Source organism: Escherichia fergusonii ATCC 35469 (assembly GCF_000026225.1).
Taxonomy (GTDB): domain Bacteria; phylum Pseudomonadota; class Gammaproteobacteria; order Enterobacterales; family Enterobacteriaceae; genus Escherichia; species Escherichia fergusonii.
Genome location: NC_011740.1, coordinates 4,420,000 through 4,443,752 on the forward strand (window position 1 = coordinate 4,420,000; position 23,753 = coordinate 4,443,752).

Sequence of the window (23,753 nt, forward strand, 5' to 3'; positions counted from 1 at the left end):
AACAGTGTGATGCCTCAATCTCTCCCGGACACTACGCCGCCGAAAAGGCGCTTTCGCTGGCCAACGGGAATGCCGCAGCTGGCGGCGCTATTGCTGGTGCTGCTGGTCGATAGCCTGGTGGCCCCGCATTTCTGGCAGGTGGTGCTTCAGGATGGGCGTTTGTTCGGTAGCCCTATCGACATTCTTAATCGCGCCGCCCCCGTTGCGCTACTGGCGATTGGTATGACGCTGGTGATCGCCACTGGTGGGATTGATCTCTCCGTGGGGGCGGTGATGGCTATCGCCGGAGCCACAACGGCTGCGATGACGGTCGCGGGATTCAGCCTGCCAATTGTTTTGTTAAGCGCCCTGGGCACTGGCATCCTGGCGGGATTGTGGAACGGCATACTGGTGGCGATCCTCAAAATTCAGCCGTTTGTTGCCACTTTGATCCTAATGGTCGCCGGACGAGGTGTGGCGCAATTGATCACCTCCGGGCAGATCGTCACGTTCAACTCGCCGGATCTCTCATGGTTTGGCAGTGGATCGCTGTTGTTCCTGCCAACGCCAGTCATTATTGCGGTGCTGACGCTTCTTCTGTTCTGGCTGTTGACCCGCAAAACGGCACTGGGGATGTTTATCGAAGCTGTTGGTATCAACATTCGGGCGGCAAAAAATGCCGGAGTCAACACGCGGATCATCGTCATGCTCACCTACGTGTTGAGTGGGCTATGTGCGGCGATTGCGGGCATAATCGTGGCGGCTGATATTCGCGGTGCCGATGCCAATAACGCCGGGTTATGGCTGGAACTGGACGCCATTCTTGCGGTGGTGATTGGCGGTGGATCGCTGATGGGCGGGCGCTTTAACCTGCTGCTCTCAGTAGTGGGTGCGCTGATTATTCAGGGAATGAATACCGGGATCTTGCTTTCGGGCTTTCCGCCAGAGATGAACCAGGTGGTGAAAGCAGTGGTGGTGCTTTGCGTGCTGATTGTTCAGTCGCAACGCTTTATAAGTCTGATTAAAGGAGTGCGTAGACGTGATAAAACGTAACCTGCCGCTTATGATCACCATCGGCGTCTTTGTGCTGGGCTATCTCTACTGCCTGACGCAGTTCCCCGGTTTTGCTTCCACAAGAGTGATCTGCAATATCCTGACCGATAACGCCTTTCTTGGGATCATCGCCGTCGGCATGACTTTTGTGATCCTCTCCGGTGGGATCGATCTCTCCGTCGGTTCGGTGATCGCCTTTACTGGTGTGTTTCTGGCAAAAGTGATTGGCGATTTCGGCCTCTCGCCGCTGCTGGCGTTTCCACTGGTGCTGGTGATGGGCTGTGCCTTCGGCGCATTTATGGGGCTTCTGATTGACGCCCTGAAGATCCCGGCGTTTATCATTACCCTGGCAGGAATGTTCTTTTTGCGCGGCGTTAGCTATCTCGTTTCGGAAGAATCGATCCCGATAAACCATCCCATTTATGACACGCTTTCAAGCCTGGCGTGGAAAATCCCCGGCGGTGGTCGCTTAAGCGCGATGGGGTTGCTGATGCTGGCAGTGGTGGTTATCGGCATATTTCTCGCGCATCGTACTCGTTTTGGTAATCAGGTATATGCCATTGGTGGCAACGCGACGTCGGCGAACCTGATGGGGATTTCCACTCGCAGCACCACTATCCGCATTTATATGCTCTCCACCGGGCTGGCAACGCTGGCGGGGATAGTCTTCTCGATTTATACCCAGGCCGGATATGCGCTGGCGGGCGTAGGTGTGGAACTGGACGCTATCGCCTCAGTAGTGATTGGCGGTACGTTGTTAAGTGGTGGGGTAGGAACGGTGCTGGGAACGCTTTTTGGCGTGGCGATTCAGGGGCTCATTCAGACTTATATAAACTTTGATGGCACGCTGAGCTCATGGTGGACGAAAATTGCCATCGGTATTTTGTTATTCATTTTTATTGCCTTACAGCGTGGGTTAACGGTGCTGTGGGAGAATCGTCAGAGTTCGCCAGTGACAAGAATCAATATTGCGCAGGAATAATAACGCCTCTCCGTGTGGAGAGGCGCAGGAGATTACGCGTCCGGGAACTCACGGATAAAGCGTTCGACATCTTCAACCATATGGTCATTGCCAACGAAGAATGAACGGCGCTGGTGCAGGGTTTCCGGGATGATATCCAGAATACGCTCTTTGCCATCGCTCGCTTTACCGCCCGCTTGTTCCGCCAGGAATGCCATCGGGTTGCACTCATACAGCAAACGCAGTTTACCGTCCGGGTGGCTGGCGGTGCTTGGGTAGAGATAAATCCCACCTTTCAGCAGGTTACGGTGGAAATCTGCGACCAGTGAACCGATATAACGTGAGGTATATGGACGGTTGGTGGACTTATCTTCTTCCTGGCAGAATTTAATGTACTTCTTCACCCCGTTCGGAAACTTAATGTAGTTCCCTTCGTTGATGGAGTAGGTTGAGCCTTTCTCCGGGAAACGCATTTTTTCCTGGCACAGGCAGAAAACGCCGAGTGACGGATCATAAGTAAAGGCGTGGACGCCGCAGCCAGTGGTGTAAACCAGCATGGTAGATGAGCCGTATACCACGTAACCTGCCGCAACTTGTTTGTTACCAGGCTGGAGGAAATCTTCTTCCGTTACCGGCGTGCCAACAGGTGTAACGCGGCGGTAGATGGAGAAAATGGTACCGACAGAGACGTTAACATCGATGTTGGACGAGCCATCCAGAGGGTCCATCAGCACAACGTATTTTGCGTGTTCACAGCCATCAAAGACGACAATCCCATCTTCTTCTTCGGATGCAATGCCCGCAACGATATCGCGCGCTTTCAGTGCGGCTTTCAATTTTTCATTAGCGAACAAGTCGAGTTTCTGCTGAACCTCGCCCTGCACATTCTCAGCACCGCTGGCACCCAGGATATCAACCAGTCCTGCTTTGTTGATATCGCGATGGATAATCTTGGCGCCCAGTTTTATTGCCGACAGCAAAGCAGTGAGCTCACCGGTAGCATGAGAAAACTCGTGCTGCTTTTCGACAATAAATTCACCTAACGTTTTCATAAAACTTTCCCTGCAATGATTATGGAGTAAAGCGACCGCCACAATCTTAACAAATAATCTGAATGTTGCGCTCAGGTGAATCGCGCCAGCAAATTACGGATTATCCTGAAATGCGTTTCTCAGTTGCCCGACATATGCGTAAAATGAACGGCAGATTAAAAAAGGATAGTGACGTATGCGCATTCATATTTTAGGAATTTGTGGCACGTTTATGGGCGGTCTGGCGATGCTGGCGCGCCAGTTAGGCCATGAAGTAACGGGTTCGGACGCCAATGTGTATCCGCCGATGAGCACCTTACTTGAGAAGCAAGGCATTGAACTGATTCAGGGTTACGATGCCAGCCAGCTCGATCCACAGCCGGATCTGGTGATTATTGGCAACGCCATGACCCGTGGAAATCCGTGTGTGGAAGCGGTACTGGAAAAAAACATCCCTTATATGTCAGGTCCACAGTGGTTGCACGATTTTGTGCTGCGCGACCGCTGGGTGTTGGCCGTTGCCGGTACACACGGCAAAACCACCACCGCGGGAATGACGACCTGGATTCTGGAACAGTGCGGTTACAAACCGGGATTTGTGATTGGTGGTGTGCCGGGGAACTTTGAGGTTTCGGCGCGTCTGGGCGAAAGTGACTTCTTTGTTATTGAAGCGGATGAGTATGACTGTGCCTTCTTCGACAAACGCTCTAAATTTGTCCACTACTGCCCGCGTACGCTGATCCTCAACAACCTTGAGTTCGATCATGCAGATATCTTTGACGACCTGAAAGCGATCCAGAAACAGTTCCACCATCTGGTGCGTATCGTTCCGGGGCAGGGGCGTATTATCTGGCCTGAAAACGACATCAACCTGAAACAGACCATGGCGATGGGCTGCTGGAGCGAGCAGGAGCTGGTGGGCGAGCAGGGGCACTGGCAGGCGAAAAAGCTGACCACTGACGCTTCCGAATGGGAAGTCTTGCTGGATGGCGAAAAAGTGGGCGAAGTGAAATGGTCGCTGGTGGGCGAACATAATATGCACAACGGCCTGATGGCGATTGCGGCGGCCCGTCATGTTGGCGTAGCGCCAGCAGATGCTGCTAACGCGCTGGGTTCGTTTATTAACGCTCGTCGTCGTCTGGAGTTGCGCGGTGAAGCAAATGGCGTGACGGTGTATGACGATTTTGCCCATCACCCGACGGCGATTCTGGCAACGCTGGCGGCGCTGCGTGGCAAAGTTGGCGGTACGGCGCGCATTATTGCCGTGCTGGAACCGCGCTCGAATACCATGAAAATGGGGATCTGCAAAGACGATTTGGCACCGTCGTTAGGTCGTGCCGATGAAGTCTTCTTACTGCAACCGGCGCATATTCCGTGGCAGGTCGCAGAAGTGGCAGAAGCCTGCGTTCAGCCTGCACACTGGAGCGGCGATGTTGATACGCTGGCAGATATGGTGGTGAAAACCGCTCAGCCGGGCGATCACATTCTGGTGATGAGTAACGGCGGTTTTGGTGGTATTCATCAGAAACTGCTGGATGGACTAGCGAAGAAAGCGGAAGCCGCGCAGTAATTCGGCCTCAGCCTGAGATAGTATTGCCGGATAAGGCGTTCACGCCGCATCCGGCAAACCATACTCACATCAACAACGAAAATTACCCTTCGTTTTCCGCTAACTCACGCAGATATTGGAAAATCTGGCGCGCGGATTTCGGCGGCTTATTCCCTTCTTTCTCTTTCTTCGCGTTGCGGATCAGAGTACGCAGTTGCTGACGATCGGCATCGGGCCACAGATTTAATACTTCAGCAATGGCGTCATCACCCTGGTCGATCAGACGATCGCGCAGGTTTTCCAGTTTATGGAACAACACCACCTGCTGGTTGTGGCGATTTTTCAGCTTATCCAGCGCCTGACGGATCGGTTCTACGTCGCGCTGGCGCAGCATCTTACCGATGAGCTGCAACTGGCGGCGGCGACCTTCCATCTTAATACGCTGGGCGAGCTCAATAGCCGCGCGCAGATCCGCGTCTAACGGGATCTTATCCAGCGCGTTTTTCCCCAGATCAACAATTTCTGCGCCAAGGCGTTTTAGCTCCTCGGCATCACGTTTAATTTCACTTTTACTGACCCAGATAATTTCATCGTCTTCGTCTTCGATGTCATCACCGGGAACGTCGTCGAGCCAGTCTTCGGGCTGCTTAGTCATCTCAGGCTCCTTAAAAAAAGAGGCTAATGTTACCAGTTAAGATGCGCACTGAAAAACGGTTCTCTGTTAGACTTCAGAGAAACTCTCTACATTATGGCACTTGCAATGAAAGTAATCTCTCAAGTTGAAGCGCAGCGCAAGATTCTGGAAGACGCAGTTTCCACTGCGCTGGAGTTGGCCTCAGGCAAATCGGACGGTGCGGAAGTTGCCGTCAGCAAGACCACCGGCATTAGCGTTAGCACGCGATATGGCGAAGTGGAGAATGTCGAATTCAATAGCGATGGCGCGCTGGGGATCACTGTTTATCACCAGAACCGCAAAGGCAGCGCATCGTCTACCGATTTAAGTCCGCAGGCCATTGCCCGCACCGTACAGGCAGCGCTGGATATTGCCCGTTATACCTCGCCAGATCCCTGTGCCGGCGTGGCAGACAAAGAGCTGCTGGCCTTTGACGCACCGGATCTCGACTTATTCCACCCTGCGGAAGTTTCCCCGGATGAAGCTATTGAACTGGCTGCTCGCGCAGAACAGGCAGCATTACAGGCGGATAAACGCATCACCAATACCGAAGGCGGCAGTTTTAACAGCCACTACGGCGTAAAAGTTTTTGGCAACAGCCACGGCATGTTGCAGGGTTATTGCTCAACGCGTCATTCACTCTCAAGCTGCGTAATTGCCGAAGAAAATGGCGATATGGAGCGTGATTACGCCTACACCATTGGTCGCGCGATGAGCGATCTGCAAACGCCAGAGTGGGTCGGGGCCGATTGTGCTCGCCGTACTTTATCGCGCCTGTCACCGCGTAAACTTTCCACCATGAAAGCGCCGGTAATTTTTGCCAATGAAGTGGCAACCGGACTTTTTGGGCATCTGGTTGGGGCGATAGCGGGTGGATCGGTTTACCGTAAATCCACCTTCCTGCTGGATTCGCTGGGTAAACAAATTCTACCGGATTGGCTGACCATTGAAGAGCATCCGCATCTGCTGAAAGGGCTGGCCTCCACGCCATTCGATAGCGAAGGTGTGCGCACCGAGCGCCGCGATATCGTCAAAGATGGTATCCTGACTCAGTGGCTGCTGACCAGCTATTCGGCGCGGAAACTGGGGCTGAAAAGCACCGGACATGCGGGCGGTATTCACAACTGGCGGATTGCCGGACAAGGGCTAAGCTTCGAACAAATGCTCAAAGAGATGGGCACCGGGCTGGTGGTGACGGAGCTAATGGGCCAGGGCGTGAGTGCCATTACCGGTGATTATTCCCGTGGTGCAGCGGGCTTCTGGGTAGAGAATGGCGAAATTCAGTATCCGGTTAGCGAAATCACCATCGCAGGTAATTTAAAAGATATGTGGCGCAATATTGTCACCGTCGGTAACGATATTGAAACACGCAGCAATATACAGTGTGGTTCTGTGCTGTTGCCGGAGATGAAAATCGCCGGGCAGTAAAAAAAGGCGCGACCTGCCGCGCCAAATCTTAATAAGAAAAAGGAAGTGAGCAATGCGTAAAAGCCTGTTAGCTATTCTTGCAGTCTCCTCGTTGGTATTCAGTTCGGCGTCGTTTGCCGCTGATCTTGAAGACAATATGGAAACCCTCAACGACAATTTAAAAGTGGTCGAAAAAGCCGATAACGCGGCGCAAGTCAAAGACGCGTTAACCAAAATGCGCGCAGCGGCGCTGGATGCGCAAAAAGCAACGCCGCCCAAGCTCGAAGGCAAATCGCCAGACAGCCCGGAGATGAAAGACTTCCGCCACGGTTTCGACATTCTGGTCGGTCAGATTGACGACGCGCTGAAGCTGGCTAATGAAGGTAAAGTAAAAGAAGCGCAGGCTGCCGCAGAGCAACTGAAAACGACCCGCAACGCCTATCACCAGAAGTATCGTTAATTCCTTATTGGGCGGTGAAACGTTACCGCCCAACGCTTTCTTCCCCTTCGTAAAATCACCGCAATATCTATCTTCACTACCGCATATTCCTGCGTGTCGTCCTCATTTTTGCGAGGCGTTTTCCAGAAATGAATGTAATGCATATGTAATGCTATAATGCATTACACTTTTCATAATTACCGGAGGCATAATGGCCACACTTAACGTCCGCCTGGATGACAAACTGAAAAATGAGGCTTATGCGGTGCTGGAAAAATTAAATATCACGCCTACTGAAGCAGTGCGGCAGCTGTTTCAGTACGTTGCGGAAAATGGACGAATGCCGGTAAAAACGCTCACTGTCAGTGATAGTGAAGAAGCCTTGTTACGCACTGTCAGGGAACGACTGGCCAACCCACAGGAGGCCATTAAGGTCCGACTGGATGAACTATGAACTGGCTTTTGATCCGCGGGCGCTGAAAGAGTGGCAAAAACTGGGCGTGACAGTCCGGGAACAATTTAAAAAAAAGCTTGGGGATGTGCTGAAAAGGCCGCGCAATCCATCGGCTAAACTACGGGATTTGCCGGACTGCTACAAAATTAAGCTTCGCACACTGGGATATCGCCGGGTCTATCAGGTCAATGATAAAGAGTTACTCGTGTTGGTGATAGCTATTGGTAAGAGAGAGAGAACTCAGCCGTTTATGAAGACGCGACAAAACGGCTGGATGAGTGACTAACGTAAATGATGCACCACCTGATTGCTGCTGCCGCGCCAGATCAGGGAAGGGTCTTTTAGATCCTGCATAAATTTGCCGTCGACCAGCACGTTAATCAAATCAACAACCTGCATTTGCGTAGCGTTGAGTTCGTCGAGTTTATAGCCTGTCCACACCCAGATGTCTTTACCAGGACATTCGGCGCGGATGCGTTGTACCAGTTTCAGAATATCCGGCACGTTTTGCGGATGCAGCGGATCGCCGCCGGAGAGGGAAATACCCTGGCGTTTGATGCGGGTGTCATTCAGATCGTTAATGATCTGGTCTTCCATTGCTTTGGTAAATGGCTGACCGGAATTTACCCGCCAGGTGCTTTTGTTATAGCAACCGGGGCATTCATGAACACACCCGGAGACAAACAGGGTGCAGCGAGTGCCGGGGCCGTTGACGATGTCGACAGGATAGTACTGATGATAATTCATTATTTCGCCTGGCTTATCAGTCCGCGTGTAGGCTGTATCAGGCAATCAACGCCTGATGCGACGCTGTTGCGTCTTATCAGGCCTGGAGCCGTTGCCAAATGTAGGCCGGATAAGGCGTTTACGCCGCATCCGGCATTTGCTTAGCGCAGAGTGAAGATTAACCGATCTGCCCATTTCCCAAATGTTTAACGCGGCGCTTAACTTCTTCCTGCTTACCGGCGTTAAACGGACGCGCATCCGGGCTACCTAAATATCCGCACACGCGGCGAGTCACCGACACACGGGAGGCGTCATGGTTACCACATTTCGGGCAGGTGAAGCCTTTACTGGTGCACTCAAACTCACCGGTAAAACCACACTCGTAACACTCATCAATCGGCGTATTGGTGCCGTAATACGGTACATGCTGATAGCTGTAATCCCAGACATCTTCCAGCGCCTTCAGGTTGTGCTGAATGTTTGGATATTCGCCGTAGCAAATGAAACCACCGTTCGCCAGCGGCGGGTAAGGCGCTTCAAAGTCGATCTTGTCGTACGGGTTCACCTTCTTCTCGACATCGAGGTGGAAACTGTTGGTGTAGTAACCTTTATCAGTCACGCCCGGCACCACGCCAAACTCAGCAGTATCGAGACGGCAGAAGCGGTCGCACAGGTTTTCACTTGGCGTGCTGTAAAGGCTAAAACCGTAACCCGTTTCTTCTTTCCACTGATCCACCGCCTGACGCAGACGTTCAACAATGGCGATACCTTTCGCGCGCAGCTGCTCGTTGTCATACACATGCTCGCCGCCAAACAGCGCGTTAATGGTTTCGTGGATGCCGATGTAACCCAGCGAAATAGACGCACGACCGTTTTTGAAGATTTCAGAAACGTCGTCGTCAGCATTCAGACGAACGCCACAAGCACCTTCCATATAGAGGATCGGGGCCACGCGCGCTTTAACGCCTTCGAGACGAGCGATACGGGTCATCAGCGCCTTACGTGCCAGCACCAGACGTTCATCCAGCAGCTTCCAGAAGGTGGCTTCATCGCCTTTCGCTTCCAGCGCAATGCGCGGCAGGTTCAGGCTGATCACGCCGAGGTTGTTACGACCATCGTGGATCTGTTCGCCGTTTTCATTTTCCCACACGCCGAGGAAGCTGCGGCAGCCCATCGGGGTTTTAAACGAACCGGTGACTTTCACTACCTGATCGTAGTTCAGGATATCTGGATACATGCGCTTGCTTGCGCACTCCAGCGCCAGCTGTTTGATGTCGTAGTTCGGATCGCCTTTTTTATGGTTCAGGCCATCGCGAATCGCAAACACCAGTTTCGGGAACACCGCAGTTTTGCGGTTTTTACCCAGGCCCGCGATACGGTTACGCAGGATAGACTCCTGAATCAGGCGAGACTCCCAGCTGGTGCCCAGACCAAAACCAAAGGTCACAAACGGTGTTTGACCGTTGGCGGTGTGCAGGGTGTTTACTTCGTACTCCAGCGACTGGAAGGCATCGTAGCACTCTTTGATGGTACGAGAGTTAGCGTAACCTTCGGCGTCCGGGATGTTCCACTCTTCTGCGGTCTTGCGATGTTTGTTGTAGCTGGCGGTAACAAACGGTGCCAGCACTTCATCGATACGGTTAATGGTGGTGCCGCCATAAATATGACTGGCGACCTGAGCAATTATCTGCGCAGTTACCGCGGTTGCCGTAGAGATCGACTTCGGTGGTTCAATCTCGGCGTTCCCCATCTTAAAGCCTTGGGTCAGCATACCTTTCAGGTCGATCAACATGCAGTTGAACATCGGGAAGAACGGCGAGTAATCGAGATCGTGATAGTGAATATCGCCACGCTCATGTGCCTGCACCACGTCACGCGGCAGCAGGTGCTGACGTGCATAGTGTTTAGCCACAATCCCGGCCAGCAGGTCGCGCTGGGTTGGAATCACCTTGCTGTCTTTGTTGGCGTTTTCGTTGAGCAACGAGGCGTTGGTCTGCTCAACCAGACCACGGATCTCCTGATTCAGGCGACCGCGTTTTTCACGTTCAATATCGCGATCGTGACGGTACTCGATGTAAGCACGAGCCAGTTGTTTGTATGGACCCGACATCAGCTGGTTTTCAACGGCGGTCTGGATCTCGTTGATATCCACCTGGCTGCGGCCCTGCATCTGCTCGCTGACAACCGCGGCAACAGTGGCGCAATAATCTGCATCATCGACTTCCGCTGCTTTAGCTGCACGCAGAATCGCTTCTTTGATGCGCTCTGATTTAAACGGCACTTTGCAGCCGTCTCGTTTCATCACATGCGGTGTCATGATCGCTCCATATTTTTAAGAACAGGTTATCCACAGAAATTGGGAAAGGTGTTTTCCGGTTTTTTCGTTTCGTTTTCCGGCGCTTTCCGCAATCGCCATCCGCTTATCCACAACGCCGCACCTTTTTCGTGGGGAGTTGTAGTAGCAATTATAGTCGATTAATACAACATATTGGGTCGGGACGCATTTTAAAGTCTATATATAGTGCTTTGCATCAAGGATGTTTGAACTTTTTTTGATGTAGCTCAAAGTAAAAAGCAGAGCGTACGGATGACGGGCGCTACAGCGTTATGTAAATTTTTTAATGAATTTTTTGATTATAAAATCAACAAAAACAACATACTGAAAGGCAAAACCCCGGAATGACCAGTATTACCGGGGCTTAGCGGATACTTACTTCTGTAACCACCAGACGGCCTCAAAAGGCCGTAAAGTCATGGCACAGGGTTGTGCTGAGGCTTCTTCGTAGTTATGCATCACAAGCTGCCAGTTTCCGCGCATTTGCCCTGGCTGCCAGGGTTGGATCTCACGGCTAAGGTTGGCAATGACCAGCAAGGTTTGCCCCTTCCATTCACGGCGATAGCACCACAATACAGGGCTGTCTGGCAGCAGATCCTGGTAATTGCCCCATGTCAGGACGGCTTCTTGCTTACGCAGTGTGATTAACTTTTGGTAGGTGTAAAACACCGAGGACTCATCGGCCAGCGCGGCTTCTACGTTGATTTCTTGATAGTTATCGCCCAGGTCAATCCACGGTTCACCCGTTGTAAACCCGGCATTATCGCCGTTGCTCCATTGCATTGGCGTGCGACTATTGTCACGGGATTTACTGGCGAGGATTGCCAATAACTCGTCGGCGTCACGCCCATCGTTGCGCAGTTCGGCAAACATATTGAGGCTCTCCACGTCGCGATAGTCAGTAATGCGCGTGAAATGTGGGTTAGTCATGCCAATCTCTTCGCCCTGATAGATATATGGCGTTCCCTGCATGCCATGCAGCACCATCGCCAGCATTTTTGCCGCAGGTTCGCGGTAGTCCCCTTCATCACCAAAACGAGAAACAATGCGCGGCTGATCGTGGTTACACCAGAACAAGGCATTCCATGCCACGTTGTGCATTCCTTGTTGCCAGTGGCGGAACAATGCTTTCAACGCCACAAAGTCAGGTTTAGCCAGCGTCCATTTTTCACCACCGGGATAATCGACCTTCAGGTGATGAAAATTAAAGGTCATCGACAATTCACTGCCTGTTAGTGCCGCGTATCGCTGGCAATGCTCAAGGCTGGTGGAGGACATTTCACCCACGGTCATTAAACCGCGAGGCGTAAACACATCGCGGTTCATCTCATGCAAAAACTCGTGTGCTCGTGGCCCGTCGGTGTAGAAGCGACGCCCATCGCCATCCAGGTCATTAGGAAAACGCAGATCTTTAGAGATCAAATTCACTACATCCAGGCGTAACCCATCGACCCCGCGATCGGCCCAGAACTCACAGACTTTTTTCAGTTCTGCGCGTACCGTCGGATTCTCCCAGTTGAGATCCGCCTGTTCTGGTGCAAAGAGATGCAAATAGTACTGTTCGCTTTCTGCATGCCAGCGCCACGCACTACCGCCAAATTTTGAACGCCAGTTATTCGGTGGCGTTTCTGGTTCACCATCGCGCCAGATATAAAACTGACGGTAAGGGCTTTCTTTGCTCAGCGCCTCGCGAAACCAGGCATGTTGGGTAGAAGTATGATTAAACACCATATCGAGAATGATACGAATGCCGCGTGATTTCGCCTGCGTCACCATTTCGTCAAAATCGTCCAGCGTACCGTAAGTGGGATCTATCGCCGTATAGTTCGCTACGTCGTATCCGTTATCGACCTGGGGAGAGACATAAAAGGGGGTTAGCCAGATAGCATCGACGCCCAGGTTATGCAGATAGTCCAGGCGTTGGATAACGCCACGTAAATCACCGGTGCCGCTACCCGTGGTGTCCTGAAAACTCTTGGGATAAATCTGGTAGATAACGCCGTTTTGCCACCAGTGGGGAAGATTCGTCATTACGTTATTCCTGCAAATGCGAGGGGGGCGCAATTGCGCCCCGAAGAAAATTAAACAATGTCCAGCGTGCCCAGGCGGTATTTCCGCTGGTAGATAAACGAGGTGAGTACAATCGGGATGATGATGGCGATAGCCATTGCCAGCGCAAACACTTGCCAGTAGCTCGGTTGAATAGAGAGAATTCCCGGCAGGCCGCCTACGCCGATGCCATTCGCCATAACGCCGTTCAGACCACATAGCAATCCTGCCAGACCAGAACCAATCATCGCGCACAGCATCGGGAAGCGATATTTCAGGTTGATGCCGTACATTGCAGGCTCAGTGACCCCAAGCCAGGCGGAGATAGCGGCAGGCACGGAGATCTCGCGTTCATTGTTCTTGCGGCTGGAAATGATAATGCCTATCACGGCGGAGCCCTGAGCGATATTCGACAGCGCAATAAGCGGCCACACTGGCGTGCCACCCATGCTTTGAATCATCTGCAAATCTATAGCAAGCGTGGTCTGGTGTACGCCGGTGATCACCAGCGGTGCGTAAAGGAAGCCAAACAATGCCGCACCAATGGGGGCAAAGCTGCCGGTCATCAGGTGACGCACCGCAAAGGCAACGCCATCGCCAATCATGCGACCAAACGGACCGATCAGCGCATGGGCGAGGAAGACCGCGAGGATCAGCGAACAGACCGGCACCACCACCAGATAGAGGTAATCCGGCACGATACGCTTAAGGCGAGTTTCTATCACGCCCAGCGCCAGCCCGGCTAACAGTGCCGGAATAACTTGTGCCTGATAGCCCACTTTGGCGATGCTGAACATGCCAAAGTTCCATACTTCCGGTAGCTGCTGCCCGAGCAGATAAGCGTTCATCAACTGTGGGGAAACCAGCGTCACGCCAAGCACGATACCGAGGATCGGCGTGCCGCCCATTTTTTTCACCGCTGACCAGCAAATTCCGACCGGCAGGTAGAAGAAGATCGCTTCACCGATCAACCATAGAAAATCGTAGATCGTTTGCAGGGAAGGGTACATTTGCGCCAGCGTTTGACCGTTGCTCATGGGCAAATCACCGATCACATTGCGAAAACCGAGGATCAAACCACCACTAATCAACGCGGGCAGCAGCGGGAAGAAGATCTCCGCGAAATGAGAGATCAACTGCTCATGCCATTTCATATTCTGCCGGGCGGCTTTTTTCACCTGCTCTTTATCAACCCGCGCCTGTCCGGTCGTCGCTATCAGCGCTTGATAGTAATCACCCACGTTGGTGCCTATTACCACCTGAAATTGCCCGGCATTGGTGAAACAGCCTTTCACCATGGGGAGTTGCTCAATCTCTTTCGGTCTGGCATTGGCCGGTTGGTTGAGGACAAAGCGCAGGCGAGTAATACAGTGGCTCACCGTCGCAATATTGCCGCGCCCGCCGACCAGTTTAATCAACCGATCGATATCCGTTTGGTTTATTTTGCTCATCATAACGCCCCATGGCAGATGACATTTTTGGTTGGCTGCAGAATATAGTGCGCGGAAAAATTTAAAAACGGGAACGTTCCCGAAACGCAGCGAAGATCACAATTTATCGTTCAGGAAACGATCAGGACAGGGTGGCGGGGATGATGATTTGTTGCGGTTCGCTGCGCCCGGTTACCTGCGCAATTAACTGGCAGGCCGCCTGGCGTCCGGCTTCGGCGTAACCTGGGTCAACGGTGACGATCTCCGGATGGAGGAATTTCATTAACGGTGTATTACCGACGCTCGCCAGTTGCAAGGTGTCGATGCGTTGCTCTTGCAGGTATTTACTTGCGCCAAGTGCCAGCGTGTCGGTTGCGCACAGTAACGCGGTGGTTTCAGGGGTAATCACTTTTGCGACATTATCATAACCTTGCTTCATCGCAAGGCCTGGCAGAGCGGCGACAGGATGAAGTATATGCGCTTTGCAGAACGCCAGGTAGGCTTCGTGACGTCGCTTACCAGTCGTCACGTCACTGTGAGGCACGCCGAGATAACTGATATTACGATGCCCCTGGTCATACAGCCGTTGCATCAGGATTTTGATTGCCCCTTCGTCGTCATAACAGACCGAAGCAAAGCCTTTTGCGTCACGTGCCAGCAGAACCAGCGATGACTGCCAGTGGGCTAACATGTCTTCGGTTATGCCGGTAAAACCGAACAGCACTACGCCGTCGATATTACGCCGTTTCAGCACCCCCAAATGTTCGGCAACTAATTGCGGAGAAAACCGACTTTCCATCATGATCGGGTCGTAACCTTGTTCATAGAACGCTGGCAGCATGGTTTGGACGGCGAGATTTTCTGACAACGAATCCAGACGGGTCACGATGATGGCGACGACTTTATCGCTTTGCCCACGCATCGCGCGTGCGGAGCGGGAAGGGGAAAATCCATGCTGATTCATCACTGCTTCCACGCGCTCGCGCGTGCGCTGACTCACGCCGCTTTCGTTATTCAGCACCCGGGAAACCGTAGATTTCCCCACGCCGCTTAAGCGCGCGATGTCTATGATAGTCAGCCGATTTTGCATCCTGTTATCCCGTAACGTGTTGTTTAATTATTTGAGCCTAACTTTACCCGCGCATTCAGCAATGGGCAAAGTCTGGTTTATCGTTGGTTTAGTTGCCACAGGGTATTATATCGGTATGACTGCTACGAAAATATCTGAACAAAAAAATAAATTACTGCAAAAATAAAAAAACAAATAAACGTCCAACTTAAATTATAAAGGGCGCTATGGCTTTTATTAATAGAACGAGAGAGATAGATGTCTTCTTTTTTAATGTGTCTGCCAGAGATGTTGCGATACTCGCGGATATAATAAACACAATAGATTAATAAAGGCGGAATTACCCATCCACCTGTAGGTTTGTCAAATATAAGAGTCAGTAGAATAGCGATAGCAAAGAAAACCAGAAAGACGATTTGCGCTTTGGATTCTGTTTTTTTTAATTCGCTTCTGATGCCTTCAGTGTGCTGTTCTTGCCAGCGCCGCAGCGTGCTAACGCTAAATTGATAGTGTTCACATAGCTCCTTATTAGACGCCCCCTCTTTTGACTGCTGTAAAATTTCAGCGATTTGTTCGTCAGTGAAACGGGGTTTAGCCATCTTCAACCCTCCCTGGTTGAATCAGATAACCCAGGCGCAATACCTGGATTATCTTTCAGTAGAGATTAGCGACGAACAGCGATCGCTTCGATCTCAATCTTCACGTCTTTCGGCAGACGGGCAACTTCAACGCAAGAACGTGCCGGGAAGGTGGCGTTGTGTTCGGTGAAGAAGGCTTCGTAAGTAGCGTTTACGGTTGCGAAGTCGTTCAGATCTTTCACAAACACGGTAGTTTTAACGATGTCGCCCACTTTCAGGCCAGCCGCTTCAACGATCGCTTTTACGTTATCCAGCGACTGACGTGCCTGTGCTGCGACGTCTGCCGGTACTTCGCCCGTTTTCGGGTTTACCGGGATCTGCCCGGAAGTGATGATCATGCTGCCCAGATCAACGCCCTGAACGTAAGGACCGATAGCTGCCGGTGCATTTTCCGTCGCGATAGTTTTGCTCATGATTTCTCCTGAATTCAGTGGTAAAAAGTCCCGGTTATTATAGGGAGCCAGACTTTTATTACCAACCGCAATTAATTGGCCAGTACCACATTATGGGAAAACTCTTTTTCACAGTATTTGCATTTGAGCGCGATGTCATTGGCGCGTTTTCGTACTGCAAAGCTGGAAGAAACTGGTTCTGCATGGCTGATACAGTTGCTGTTCGGGCAGACCAGCACATTGTCGATGCGCTCCGGCAGGCTGGGGCGCGATTTACCCACCACTTCATAGTTGTCGATACGGTTAACCGTGGCTTGTGGCGCATACAAAGCCAGTTGGTCTACCTGATCTTCACTCAAAAAGGTATTTTCGATTTTGATCAGATCCTTACGCCCCATCTCACCAGAAGGCAGATTGAGGCCGATGGTAATACGCTGATCAGTCTCGGTAAGTTTGAACAAGGACAATAATTTGAAACCGATCTGCGCAGGGATATGGTCAATTACCGTGCCGCGTTTAATAGCTTCAACCTGCAATTTATTATCGTGTGTCATCTCTATTTCCCCTTACAGTACCAGATCGCGATTCAGAACCAGTGCCAGTAACGCCTGGCGAGCGAAAATCCCGTTGCCTGCTTGCTGGAAGTACCAGGCGTGCGGCGTTTTATCAACATCGGTGGCAATCTCATCGACACGCGGTAGCGGATGCAGCACTTTCATATTGGTTTTGGCGTTGTGGAGATCGCTGGCGCGAAGAACAAACTGCGCTTTCACGTTGGCGTACTCGGACGGGTCCAGGCGCTCTTTTTGCACTCGGGTCATGTACAGAATGTCCACTTCCGCCATCACTTCTTCAATGGAGCTGTGCAGACTCCAGGCGATCCCTTTTTCATCGAGCATATCCAGAATGTATTGCGGCATTGCCAGCGCGTCCGGCGCGATGAAGTAAAAACGGTTGCCGTCGAACTTCGCTAACGCCTGGGTCAGGGAGTGAACGGTGCGGCCATATTTGAGGTCACCGACCATCGCAATGTGCAGATTGTCCAGACGCCCCTGGGTTTCCTGAATGGTGAACAAGTCCAGCAAGGTTTGCGTCGGGTGTTGGTTGGAGCCATCACCGGCATTCAGCACCGGTACATTGCCGGAAAACTCAGTCGCAAGGCGTGCAGCCCCTTCCTGCGGATGGCGCATAACAATCGCATCAACGTAGGTACTAATTACCGAAATGGTATCTGCCAGCGTTTCGCCCTTTTTGCCAAGCGAGGTATTCGCGCTGTCAGAGAAGCCCACCACGCTGGCACCCAGGCGGTGCATTGAGGTTTCAAAAGAGAGACGGGTACGGGTTGAGGCTTCGAAGAAGCAGCTGGCAATCACCTTATGCTTCAACAACTCTGGTTGTGGATTTGCTTTTAATTTCGCCGCTGTCGCCAGTACCAGATTAAGTTCATCTCGACTAAGGTCGTTTATGGAAATGATATGTTTTTGATATAGCGGATTAGCCATTTTTATCTCCTGACGCCTGGGCAAAAAAAAGCCCCTCAATTGAGGGGCTTTGTTTGGATGATCAACGGAAAGAAAAACGGCAGGCCTGCGCCCTTTTTCAGACGCGGTAAGACAAATTGTCGAACACACTGAGCCATATTTCCTCCCGGCAAATTGCCCGGCATTATACTCAGCTCTCAGAGAGGATCAAGAAGATGATGCAGTTATAAAGCAAGGCAAACGGTTATCATGAATAAATATTCAATTTTAATAAATAATTAATCTGCTTGTGCACCAGGGCTGTGCGCTTCACCACACGTGGTGCGACCCATACAATATTGCTGCCAGCAATCACGCCAAGAATTTCTGGCAAAGCATGGAAATCAAGGATTCGCGCTACTGCCCGACCATATCCGGCGACGGTATGGATAAGGATAAATTCACCATTATGCTCAACACTCAGGACCATTTCAGCGACGGATCGACCTGCGTCAGGTGTGGGAAGTAATTGAGGATTCACCGAATAAATTTTTTGTCCTTTTGTATTTCTAATTTTTATGACTCCCAGCAATTTCAGTAGTCGTGAAACGGTTGACTGACTGATACTGTCAAAGCCATGGTTTTGCAAATCGCGGCGGATTTCCTCCTGCGAAAGATAACTTTTTTCGGTAATCAGGCGCTGACAGACCGCCAGTTGCTTCTTTTCTTTGGCGGAGTAATCATCGTATTCCTTCATAGTGCACCTTTTATTTATTATTAATATCAATGTCCTGATGATATTTTTCACATTTTAAAATGTGAGAGTGGCTCATTTATCACTACACCAGATTTGAAGGCCGCTTTGATAAGCGGCCTGTCGCGTTAAATCATCGCGGCGATACTCAGCACAATCATATTCAACATCGTGAGAATCAGCAGTAGCGGTGCGACCCATTTCAGATAACGGACCCAGGGAACACGGGCAATCGCCAGACCGCCCATCACTACCGCAGAGGTTGGCGTAATTAAATTAACCACCCCGGAAGCGGACTGATAAGCGGTTACCACCAGATCGCGTTGTACATGAGCAAAATCAGCGAGTGGAGCCATTATTGGCATCGTTAACACTGCAAGGCCGGAAGATGAGGGAACCAGAAAAGAGAGCAATACTTCCAGCCAATAGGTCACGTTGATGAAAACAGTGGTGGAAAGCCCTGAGACCAGATTCTCCGCACTGTGCAGAATTGTGTGCGTAATCATGCCGTTATCCATCACGACCACAATACCGCGGGCGATGCCGATAATCAGTGCCACACCAAGGAGATCCCGCGCGCCGTCAATAAAGGTGCTGGTGAAGGTTTCTTCGCCCATGCGGGCAATGACACCCACGATAACCGCAGCTGCCAGAAAGACAGCAGAGATTTCCGCCATCCACCAACCCAGTACCGCTACGCCGTAAATCATAAAGGCAAAGGATGCAGCAAAAAGTATCAGGATTGCTTTGCGCGTGGAGGTAAATTCCAGCATCGTTTCTGAACGATTTCCCAGAAAATGCGCCTGGTTTTCAGCCATCTTATCCGCCACGATAGAGCTTTCCGGGCTATTGCGAACTTTGCGGGCATAACGCATAACCCAGTAAACACAAATCACGTAGCCTACTAACAGCAAAATAACACGCAGCAAAATGCCCTGAGTAAAGGGGATCCCGGCGGCGTTGGCAGCAATGACGGTAGCAAATGGGTTAATGGTTGAGCCCAGCGTGCCAATGCCCGATCCCAATAACACGGTGGCGGCAGCGACCAGAGGATCAAAGCGGGCAGCCATCATGACGGGTACCAGCAACGTGTAGAAGGGGAGTGATTCTTCCGCCATCCCATAAATTGTACCGCCAGCAGCGAAGAGCGCCATCAGGATCGGAATCATCCACTCTTCCCGACCATTAAGGTGAGTTGTCACTCGTTCGATACCGGCATCTATTGCCCCGGTTTTATTTACTACTCCCAAAAATCCACCGATGATCAGGACAAACAGCGCGACATCAATCGCTCCCGCAGTGTAGGTTTGATGGTTGTACAAGCCGTCGATGGGCGCTAACAGGACAGCAGTAATACCCTGTGGTTGTGCCTCAACAGGTGCGTAAGTGCCTGCAACAGGAACTTCCTTTCCCAGTGCGGCATTTGTCACCATCTGATATTTTCCCGCAGGTACAACCCAGGTCATTGCCGCAACTAACGCAATCAGCACGAACAAGATGGTATAAGCGGTGGGAAATTTGAATTTACCCATAATGTGATCTCCATAATCACGGGCATACGCCACTCGTCGACGTATGCCCGTCAGGGTTAGTCGCCGAGAGTTGCTACCATCACCGCTTTAATGGTGTGCATCCGGTTTTCTGCTTCATCGAAAACAATGGAGTGGGCAGATTCAAAAACCTCTTCAGTAACTTCCAGTCCTTTGAGGCCGTAGGCCATCTCGATCTCGCGCCCTACTGTGGTGTGCTCATTATGGAAGGCGGGCAGGCAGTGCATAAATTTAACTTCAGGGTTACGCGTGGCAGTAATCACCTGTTGATTGATCTGATAAGGTGTCATCAGACTCACTCGTTCTGCCCAGGCTTCTTTTGGCTCTCCCATAGAAACCCAAACATCCGTATAGAGAAAATCAACGTCGTATACGCCTTCTTCCACATCCTCTGTCAGGGTGATTCTCGCCCCAGTCACGCTGGCGATCTCACGGCATTGTGTTACCAGCGCTTCATCTGGCCAGAAAGATTTTTGTGCCACCAGACGGATATCCATCCCCATTTTTGCAGCACCAACCATCAGCGAGTTCCCCATGTTATTTCGGGCATCACCAAGATAGGCAAAGCTCAGCTCTGGCAGCGTTTTGCCTGGCGCATGCTCCAGCATGGTCATTAAATCTGCGAGGATCTGTGTCGGGTGAAATTCATTGGTCAGTCCGTTCCATACCGGAACACCAGCGAACTCACCTAATTCTTCAACGATATTCTGACCATAACCGCGATACTCAATACCGTCATACATGCGTCCGAGTACGCGAGCGGTATCTTTCATTGATTCTTTATGGCCGATTTGTGAGCCGCTGGGGCCGATGTAAGTCACCTGCGCACCTTGATCAAAGGCCGCGACTTCAAAGGCACAGCGGGTACGGGTAGAGGATTTTTCAAAAATCAACGCAATGTTTTTACCGACCAGCGTTTGTTTTTCGTTTCCAGATTTCTTGGCGGCTTTAAGATTGATAGCCAAATCAATCAGGTATTGAATCTCTGCAGGGGTGTAATCAAGCAGCTTAAGAAAATTACGGTTTTTCAGTGAAGTAGCCATGGGTATGTCCTTATAAAAATAGATCAAGCGTGGTTATGGGTGGTATCAAGGCGAATAAGAGTGCCTTTGTCTCCGGCGAGAATTTCCGGACCATCTGCAAGAGAGCCGATCCCCGCAATGCCCCGGCACTGACTAACAAACTTTGCGCAGGCGGTGACTTTGGGCCCCATAGACCCGGCATCAAATTGCATTTCGTTGAGTAATTCCGGCGTGACCTGGGCCAGCGGGCGTTGGGTTGGCTTGCCCCAGTCGAGATATACTGCTTCCGCATCAGTGAGGATCAACAAGGCGTCAGCATGGATCTGACTTGCCAGTAGCGCGGCTGAAAGGTCTTTGTCGATCACCGCTTCAATCCCATGGTATCCATCGGCTTTTTCAACCACTGGAACACCACCGCCACCATTACAGATCACCAGATGATCGTGGGCGATCAGTGTCTGGATGGCATCCTGCTCGACGATGCGTTTAGGCTGTGGAGAAGGTACGACCCGGCGGAAAGAGTGGCCATCTGCTTTGAAAATCCAGCCTTTTTCTGCCTGTAGTACCTGAGATTGAGCATGGTCATAAATTGGGCCGATGTACTTAGTTGGGTTACTGAAGGCAGGATCGTTGGCATCCACTTCAACCTGTGTCAGCAACACGCTGATCTCACGTTGTGGTAGTTGATTTTTCAGCGCCTGTTGTAGCATGTAGCCGATCATCCCCTGGCTTTCGGCCCCCAGAATGTCGAGTGGATAGGGAGCGACATGGGCATAGGCGCTGTTTTGAAGTGCCAGAAGTCCAACTTGTGGGCCATTCCCGTGAACCAGTACAACCCGCCAGTGTTGAGTCAGTTGGGCGATAGTTTTAACCGCTAGATCGATATTTTTACGTTGGATTTCTGCTTCGAGTGGTTCGCCTCGTTTAAGCAGGGCATTACCGCCGAGAGCGATAACCAGTGTTGGTTTGTTTTCCATGATGTCTTCCTTAGATACCGTCACGATGCAAAGGGCAGCTCATGCAACGTGCGCCGCCACGTCCGCGGCCTAATTCATCACCGGGGATGGGTAAAACCGTGATGCCTGCTTTGTCATATTTTTCGTTAGTCCAGATGTTGCGCTCGTAGCCCACTACCACTCCCGGCCGAAGCGTGAGCACATTGTTAGCGTCATTCCACTGTTCGCGTTCTGCCTCAAAGGCATCACCACCCGTGGTGATTAAACGTACCTGGTCAATACCGAGGGCTTTTTCGATAGCATGGAGGAGTGTGCTTTCTTGAGTACGTTTCAGGCCGCCGTGACCGTCAGGCGTTAGCGTCCAGCAATTAACATCCGGGCGCACAACTTCGGGATAAACCGAGAAGGTGTCGATATCGATATGAGTCATAACGGTGTCAAGATGCATACAGGAGCGGTGTTTAGGCAGTTCAACAGCGATCACCCTTTCAGCCTGACGATGTTTAAACAATGCCTGAGCAAGAAACTCGATTCCTTGTGGCGTGGTGCGTTCAGACATGCCGATCAACACGGCCCCCCGACCAATCACCAGCACATCACCACCTTCTAACGTGGCGTGGTCATAATTAATATTCTCGTCGCCGAAATATTTAATAAATTCGCCGCCAGCAAATTGTGGATGCCAGCGATAAATAGCGCGTAGATTATTGGTTTCACGTTGGCGAGCAGGTTTTGCCATTGGATTAATAGATACACCGTTATAAATCCAACATGAGGTATCACGCGTAAATAAATGATTCGGTAACGGCTTCATAATGAAATCATTAATATCGTGGGTATCAACCACCATATTTTTAATTGAGGCGGGAATTTCACCATAAGTCAGCCCACCACTTAAATGACGAGCAAGGTCCCGGTGTGACATCTCTGCAAGCCAGGCGCGAACGTCAGTAGCAAACGTAGGGCCGAGTCGGTAATCTGAGATTTGCGTTTCCAGTAACCAGTTTTTGGCTTCCGTGATATCTAATGTTTGTGTTAGTAAATCAGTGAGTAAAAGAACTTCTATCCCTTGCTGGCGCAGCGTGTTGGCGAAAATATCATGCTCTTCACCTGCCCGCTCAACGGACAATACATCGTCAAATAACAACTCCTGGCAATTGGATGGTGTTAGACGTTTCAGACTGAGATTTGGGCGATGCAACATAACGCTGCGTAGTTGTCCAATTTCAGAACCAACATAATGCTTTTCCATCATTATTCCTTTAACACTTTTTCAAAAATAAAGAGGAGATGGCTGCAAACAAATTAAATGCTTGTAGTCAGGTCTGTTCAGTAATTTTCAGATGCAATGATTCAGTTTATTTCTTCCAGGAAATGTGACGACTTTCACACCAGTGGTGATATTAATAATCGAAGTTAATAATATTTGATGCGGTTCGGATAAATGATAAAAAGACAAAATACGATAATGCATTAATACGCAAATATACGCAGAGTTATTCTTCGTTGTTAATTGATTGTTTTATTTTGAGGAAATGTGTTTGAGTATAACGCATTGATATTTATGTATATTTTAATATTTATTGCATATCTATGCGAAAGGATAAGGTGATTATTTTTCACAGCAAGATTTTCACGGGATAACTATGACAGCACGGACATTAAAAGCTAAGAAAATGAACTGTGATCTGACTGAGAGTTTTCTTTTAACGTATGCAATAACAAGGTATTAGGACCAAAACACATAGCTAAGTTATAAGATTTATGCAGCAAAATTGCATACAAAATTACTCATGCTTAACATCAGTACAACATCTCCAGCAATA

At 50.7% G+C, this 23,753-nt stretch carries 23 protein-coding genes and 1 pseudogene; 7 read left to right on the plus strand and 17 right to left on the minus strand.

From position 1 onward, the window contains the following. Window positions 1-9 precede the first annotated feature (9 nt). Window positions 10-1,032 (plus strand): galactofuranose ABC transporter, ATP-binding protein YtfT, encoded by a 1,023-nt coding sequence (ytfT, locus tag EFER_RS21505; protein WP_015953949.1) that lies wholly within the window; start codon window positions 10-12, stop codon window positions 1,030-1,032. After that, window positions 1,019-2,014 carry a galactofuranose ABC transporter, permease protein YjfF gene (yjfF, locus tag EFER_RS21510; protein WP_000596013.1) on the plus strand — a complete coding sequence of 332 codons (996 nt, stop codon included), beginning with the start codon at window positions 1,019-1,021 and terminating at the stop codon, window positions 2,012-2,014. Before ytfT ends, yjfF begins: the two co-directional genes overlap by 14 nt. 32 nt (window positions 2,015-2,046) lie before the next feature. Here yjfF and fbp read toward each other — a convergent pair whose 3' ends face one another. Further along, window positions 2,047-3,045 (minus strand): class 1 fructose-bisphosphatase, encoded by a 999-nt coding sequence (fbp, locus tag EFER_RS21515; protein WP_000853758.1) that lies wholly within the window; start codon window positions 3,043-3,045, stop codon window positions 2,047-2,049. 175 nt (window positions 3,046-3,220) lie between these two features. Between fbp and mpl the strand changes: the two genes are divergently transcribed. Continuing rightward, window positions 3,221-4,594 (plus strand): UDP-N-acetylmuramate:L-alanyl-gamma-D-glutamyl-meso-diaminopimelate ligase, encoded by a 1,374-nt coding sequence (gene mpl / locus EFER_RS21520; RefSeq protein WP_001219809.1) that lies wholly within the window; start codon window positions 3,221-3,223, stop codon window positions 4,592-4,594. Between the two features lie 82 nt (window positions 4,595-4,676). Here the strand turns inward: mpl and yjgA are convergent, their stop codons facing one another. Further along, complete coding sequence (gene yjgA, locus EFER_RS21525; protein ID WP_000166270.1) at window positions 4,677-5,228, minus strand: ribosome biogenesis factor YjgA; 552 nt, start codon at window positions 5,226-5,228, stop codon at window positions 4,677-4,679. Window positions 5,229-5,321: 93 nt separating this feature from the next. Here yjgA and pmbA point away from each other — a divergent pair, with 93 nt between their 5' ends. The 4 genes and pseudogenes from pmbA to EFER_RS21545 all read left to right on the plus strand — a co-directional run bounded on the left by pmbA (window position 5,322) and on the right by EFER_RS21545 (window position 7,828). Beyond that, window positions 5,322-6,674: a metalloprotease PmbA gene (gene pmbA, locus EFER_RS21530; protein WP_001162158.1), complete on the plus strand. Its 1,353-nt coding sequence runs from the start codon at window positions 5,322-5,324 to the stop codon at window positions 6,672-6,674. A gap of 52 nt (window positions 6,675-6,726) precedes the next feature. Further along, window positions 6,727-7,113, plus strand: coding sequence for a cytochrome b562 (cybC, locus tag EFER_RS21535; RefSeq protein ID WP_001232246.1), 387 nt, complete (start codon window positions 6,727-6,729; stop codon window positions 7,111-7,113). Between the two features lie 190 nt (window positions 7,114-7,303). Next, window positions 7,304-7,546 carry a type II toxin-antitoxin system RelB/DinJ family antitoxin gene (locus EFER_RS21540; RefSeq protein WP_000212726.1) on the plus strand — a complete coding sequence of 81 codons (243 nt, stop codon included), beginning with the start codon at window positions 7,304-7,306 and terminating at the stop codon, window positions 7,544-7,546. Beyond that, window positions 7,536-7,828, plus strand: a pseudogene (locus EFER_RS21545) (type II toxin-antitoxin system RelE family toxin). The gene EFER_RS21540 and the pseudogene EFER_RS21545 overlap by 11 nt, the downstream one beginning before the upstream one ends. Here the strand turns inward: EFER_RS21545 and nrdG are convergent. From nrdG to arcA, 15 genes are all read right to left on the minus strand, one after another. Then, the gene (gene nrdG / locus EFER_RS21550; RefSeq protein WP_001106235.1) at window positions 7,829-8,293 is read right to left on the minus strand and encodes an anaerobic ribonucleoside-triphosphate reductase-activating protein; all 465 of its coding nucleotides are present in this window, start codon (window positions 8,291-8,293) and stop codon (window positions 7,829-7,831) included. A 157-nt stretch (window positions 8,294-8,450) separates the two neighbouring features. After that, window positions 8,451-10,589, minus strand: a complete 2,139-nt coding sequence (gene nrdD / locus EFER_RS21555; RefSeq protein ID WP_000187805.1) for an anaerobic ribonucleoside-triphosphate reductase — start codon at window positions 10,587-10,589, stop codon at window positions 8,451-8,453. Window positions 10,590-10,982: 393 nt separating this feature from the next. Continuing rightward, on the minus strand, window positions 10,983-12,638 hold the full coding sequence (treC, locus tag EFER_RS21565; RefSeq protein ID WP_000183357.1) for an alpha,alpha-phosphotrehalase: 1,656 nt from the start codon (window positions 12,636-12,638) through the stop codon (window positions 10,983-10,985). A 50-nt stretch (window positions 12,639-12,688) separates the two neighbouring features. Then, window positions 12,689-14,110, minus strand: a complete 1,422-nt coding sequence (gene treB / locus EFER_RS21570; RefSeq protein ID WP_015953953.1) for a PTS trehalose transporter subunit IIBC — start codon at window positions 14,108-14,110, stop codon at window positions 12,689-12,691. Between the two features lie 118 nt (window positions 14,111-14,228). Beyond that, complete coding sequence (gene treR / locus EFER_RS21575) at window positions 14,229-15,176, minus strand: trehalose operon repressor TreR (RefSeq protein ID WP_001181293.1); 948 nt, start codon at window positions 15,174-15,176, stop codon at window positions 14,229-14,231. 122 nt (window positions 15,177-15,298) lie between these two features. Beyond that, window positions 15,299-15,754, minus strand: a complete 456-nt coding sequence (locus tag EFER_RS21580; protein WP_001118335.1) for a transposase — start codon at window positions 15,752-15,754, stop codon at window positions 15,299-15,301. A gap of 65 nt (window positions 15,755-15,819) precedes the next feature. Next, window positions 15,820-16,206 carry an enamine/imine deaminase gene (locus tag EFER_RS21585; protein WP_000047542.1) on the minus strand — a complete coding sequence of 129 codons (387 nt, stop codon included), beginning with the start codon at window positions 16,204-16,206 and terminating at the stop codon, window positions 15,820-15,822. Window positions 16,207-16,277: 71 nt separating this feature from the next. Then, window positions 16,278-16,739, minus strand: coding sequence for an aspartate carbamoyltransferase regulatory subunit (pyrI, locus tag EFER_RS21590; protein WP_000148581.1), 462 nt, complete (start codon window positions 16,737-16,739; stop codon window positions 16,278-16,280). Between the two features lie 12 nt (window positions 16,740-16,751). Continuing rightward, the gene (gene pyrB, locus EFER_RS21595) at window positions 16,752-17,687 is read right to left on the minus strand and encodes an aspartate carbamoyltransferase (protein ID WP_000013065.1); all 936 of its coding nucleotides are present in this window, start codon (window positions 17,685-17,687) and stop codon (window positions 16,752-16,754) included. Between the two features lie 35 nt (window positions 17,688-17,722). Then, window positions 17,723-17,824: a pyr operon leader peptide gene (pyrL, locus tag EFER_RS21600; RefSeq protein WP_032243432.1), complete on the minus strand. Its 102-nt coding sequence runs from the start codon at window positions 17,822-17,824 to the stop codon at window positions 17,723-17,725. A gap of 89 nt (window positions 17,825-17,913) precedes the next feature. Next, window positions 17,914-18,402, minus strand: coding sequence for an arginine repressor (locus EFER_RS21605; protein ID WP_000666045.1), 489 nt, complete (start codon window positions 18,400-18,402; stop codon window positions 17,914-17,916). Window positions 18,403-18,527: 125 nt separating this feature from the next. Further along, on the minus strand, window positions 18,528-19,931 hold the full coding sequence (locus EFER_RS21610; protein ID WP_000514446.1) for a YfcC family protein: 1,404 nt from the start codon (window positions 19,929-19,931) through the stop codon (window positions 18,528-18,530). Between the two features lie 56 nt (window positions 19,932-19,987). Beyond that, on the minus strand, window positions 19,988-20,992 hold the full coding sequence (gene argF, locus EFER_RS21615; protein WP_000235833.1) for an ornithine carbamoyltransferase: 1,005 nt from the start codon (window positions 20,990-20,992) through the stop codon (window positions 19,988-19,990). A 23-nt stretch (window positions 20,993-21,015) separates the two neighbouring features. Next, window positions 21,016-21,948, minus strand: coding sequence for a carbamate kinase (gene arcC, locus EFER_RS21620; RefSeq protein WP_000428633.1), 933 nt, complete (start codon window positions 21,946-21,948; stop codon window positions 21,016-21,018). 10 nt (window positions 21,949-21,958) lie between these two features. Further along, window positions 21,959-23,179 carry an arginine deiminase gene (gene arcA, locus EFER_RS21625; RefSeq protein ID WP_002431717.1) on the minus strand — a complete coding sequence of 407 codons (1,221 nt, stop codon included), beginning with the start codon at window positions 23,177-23,179 and terminating at the stop codon, window positions 21,959-21,961. Window positions 23,180-23,753 lie beyond the last annotated feature (574 nt).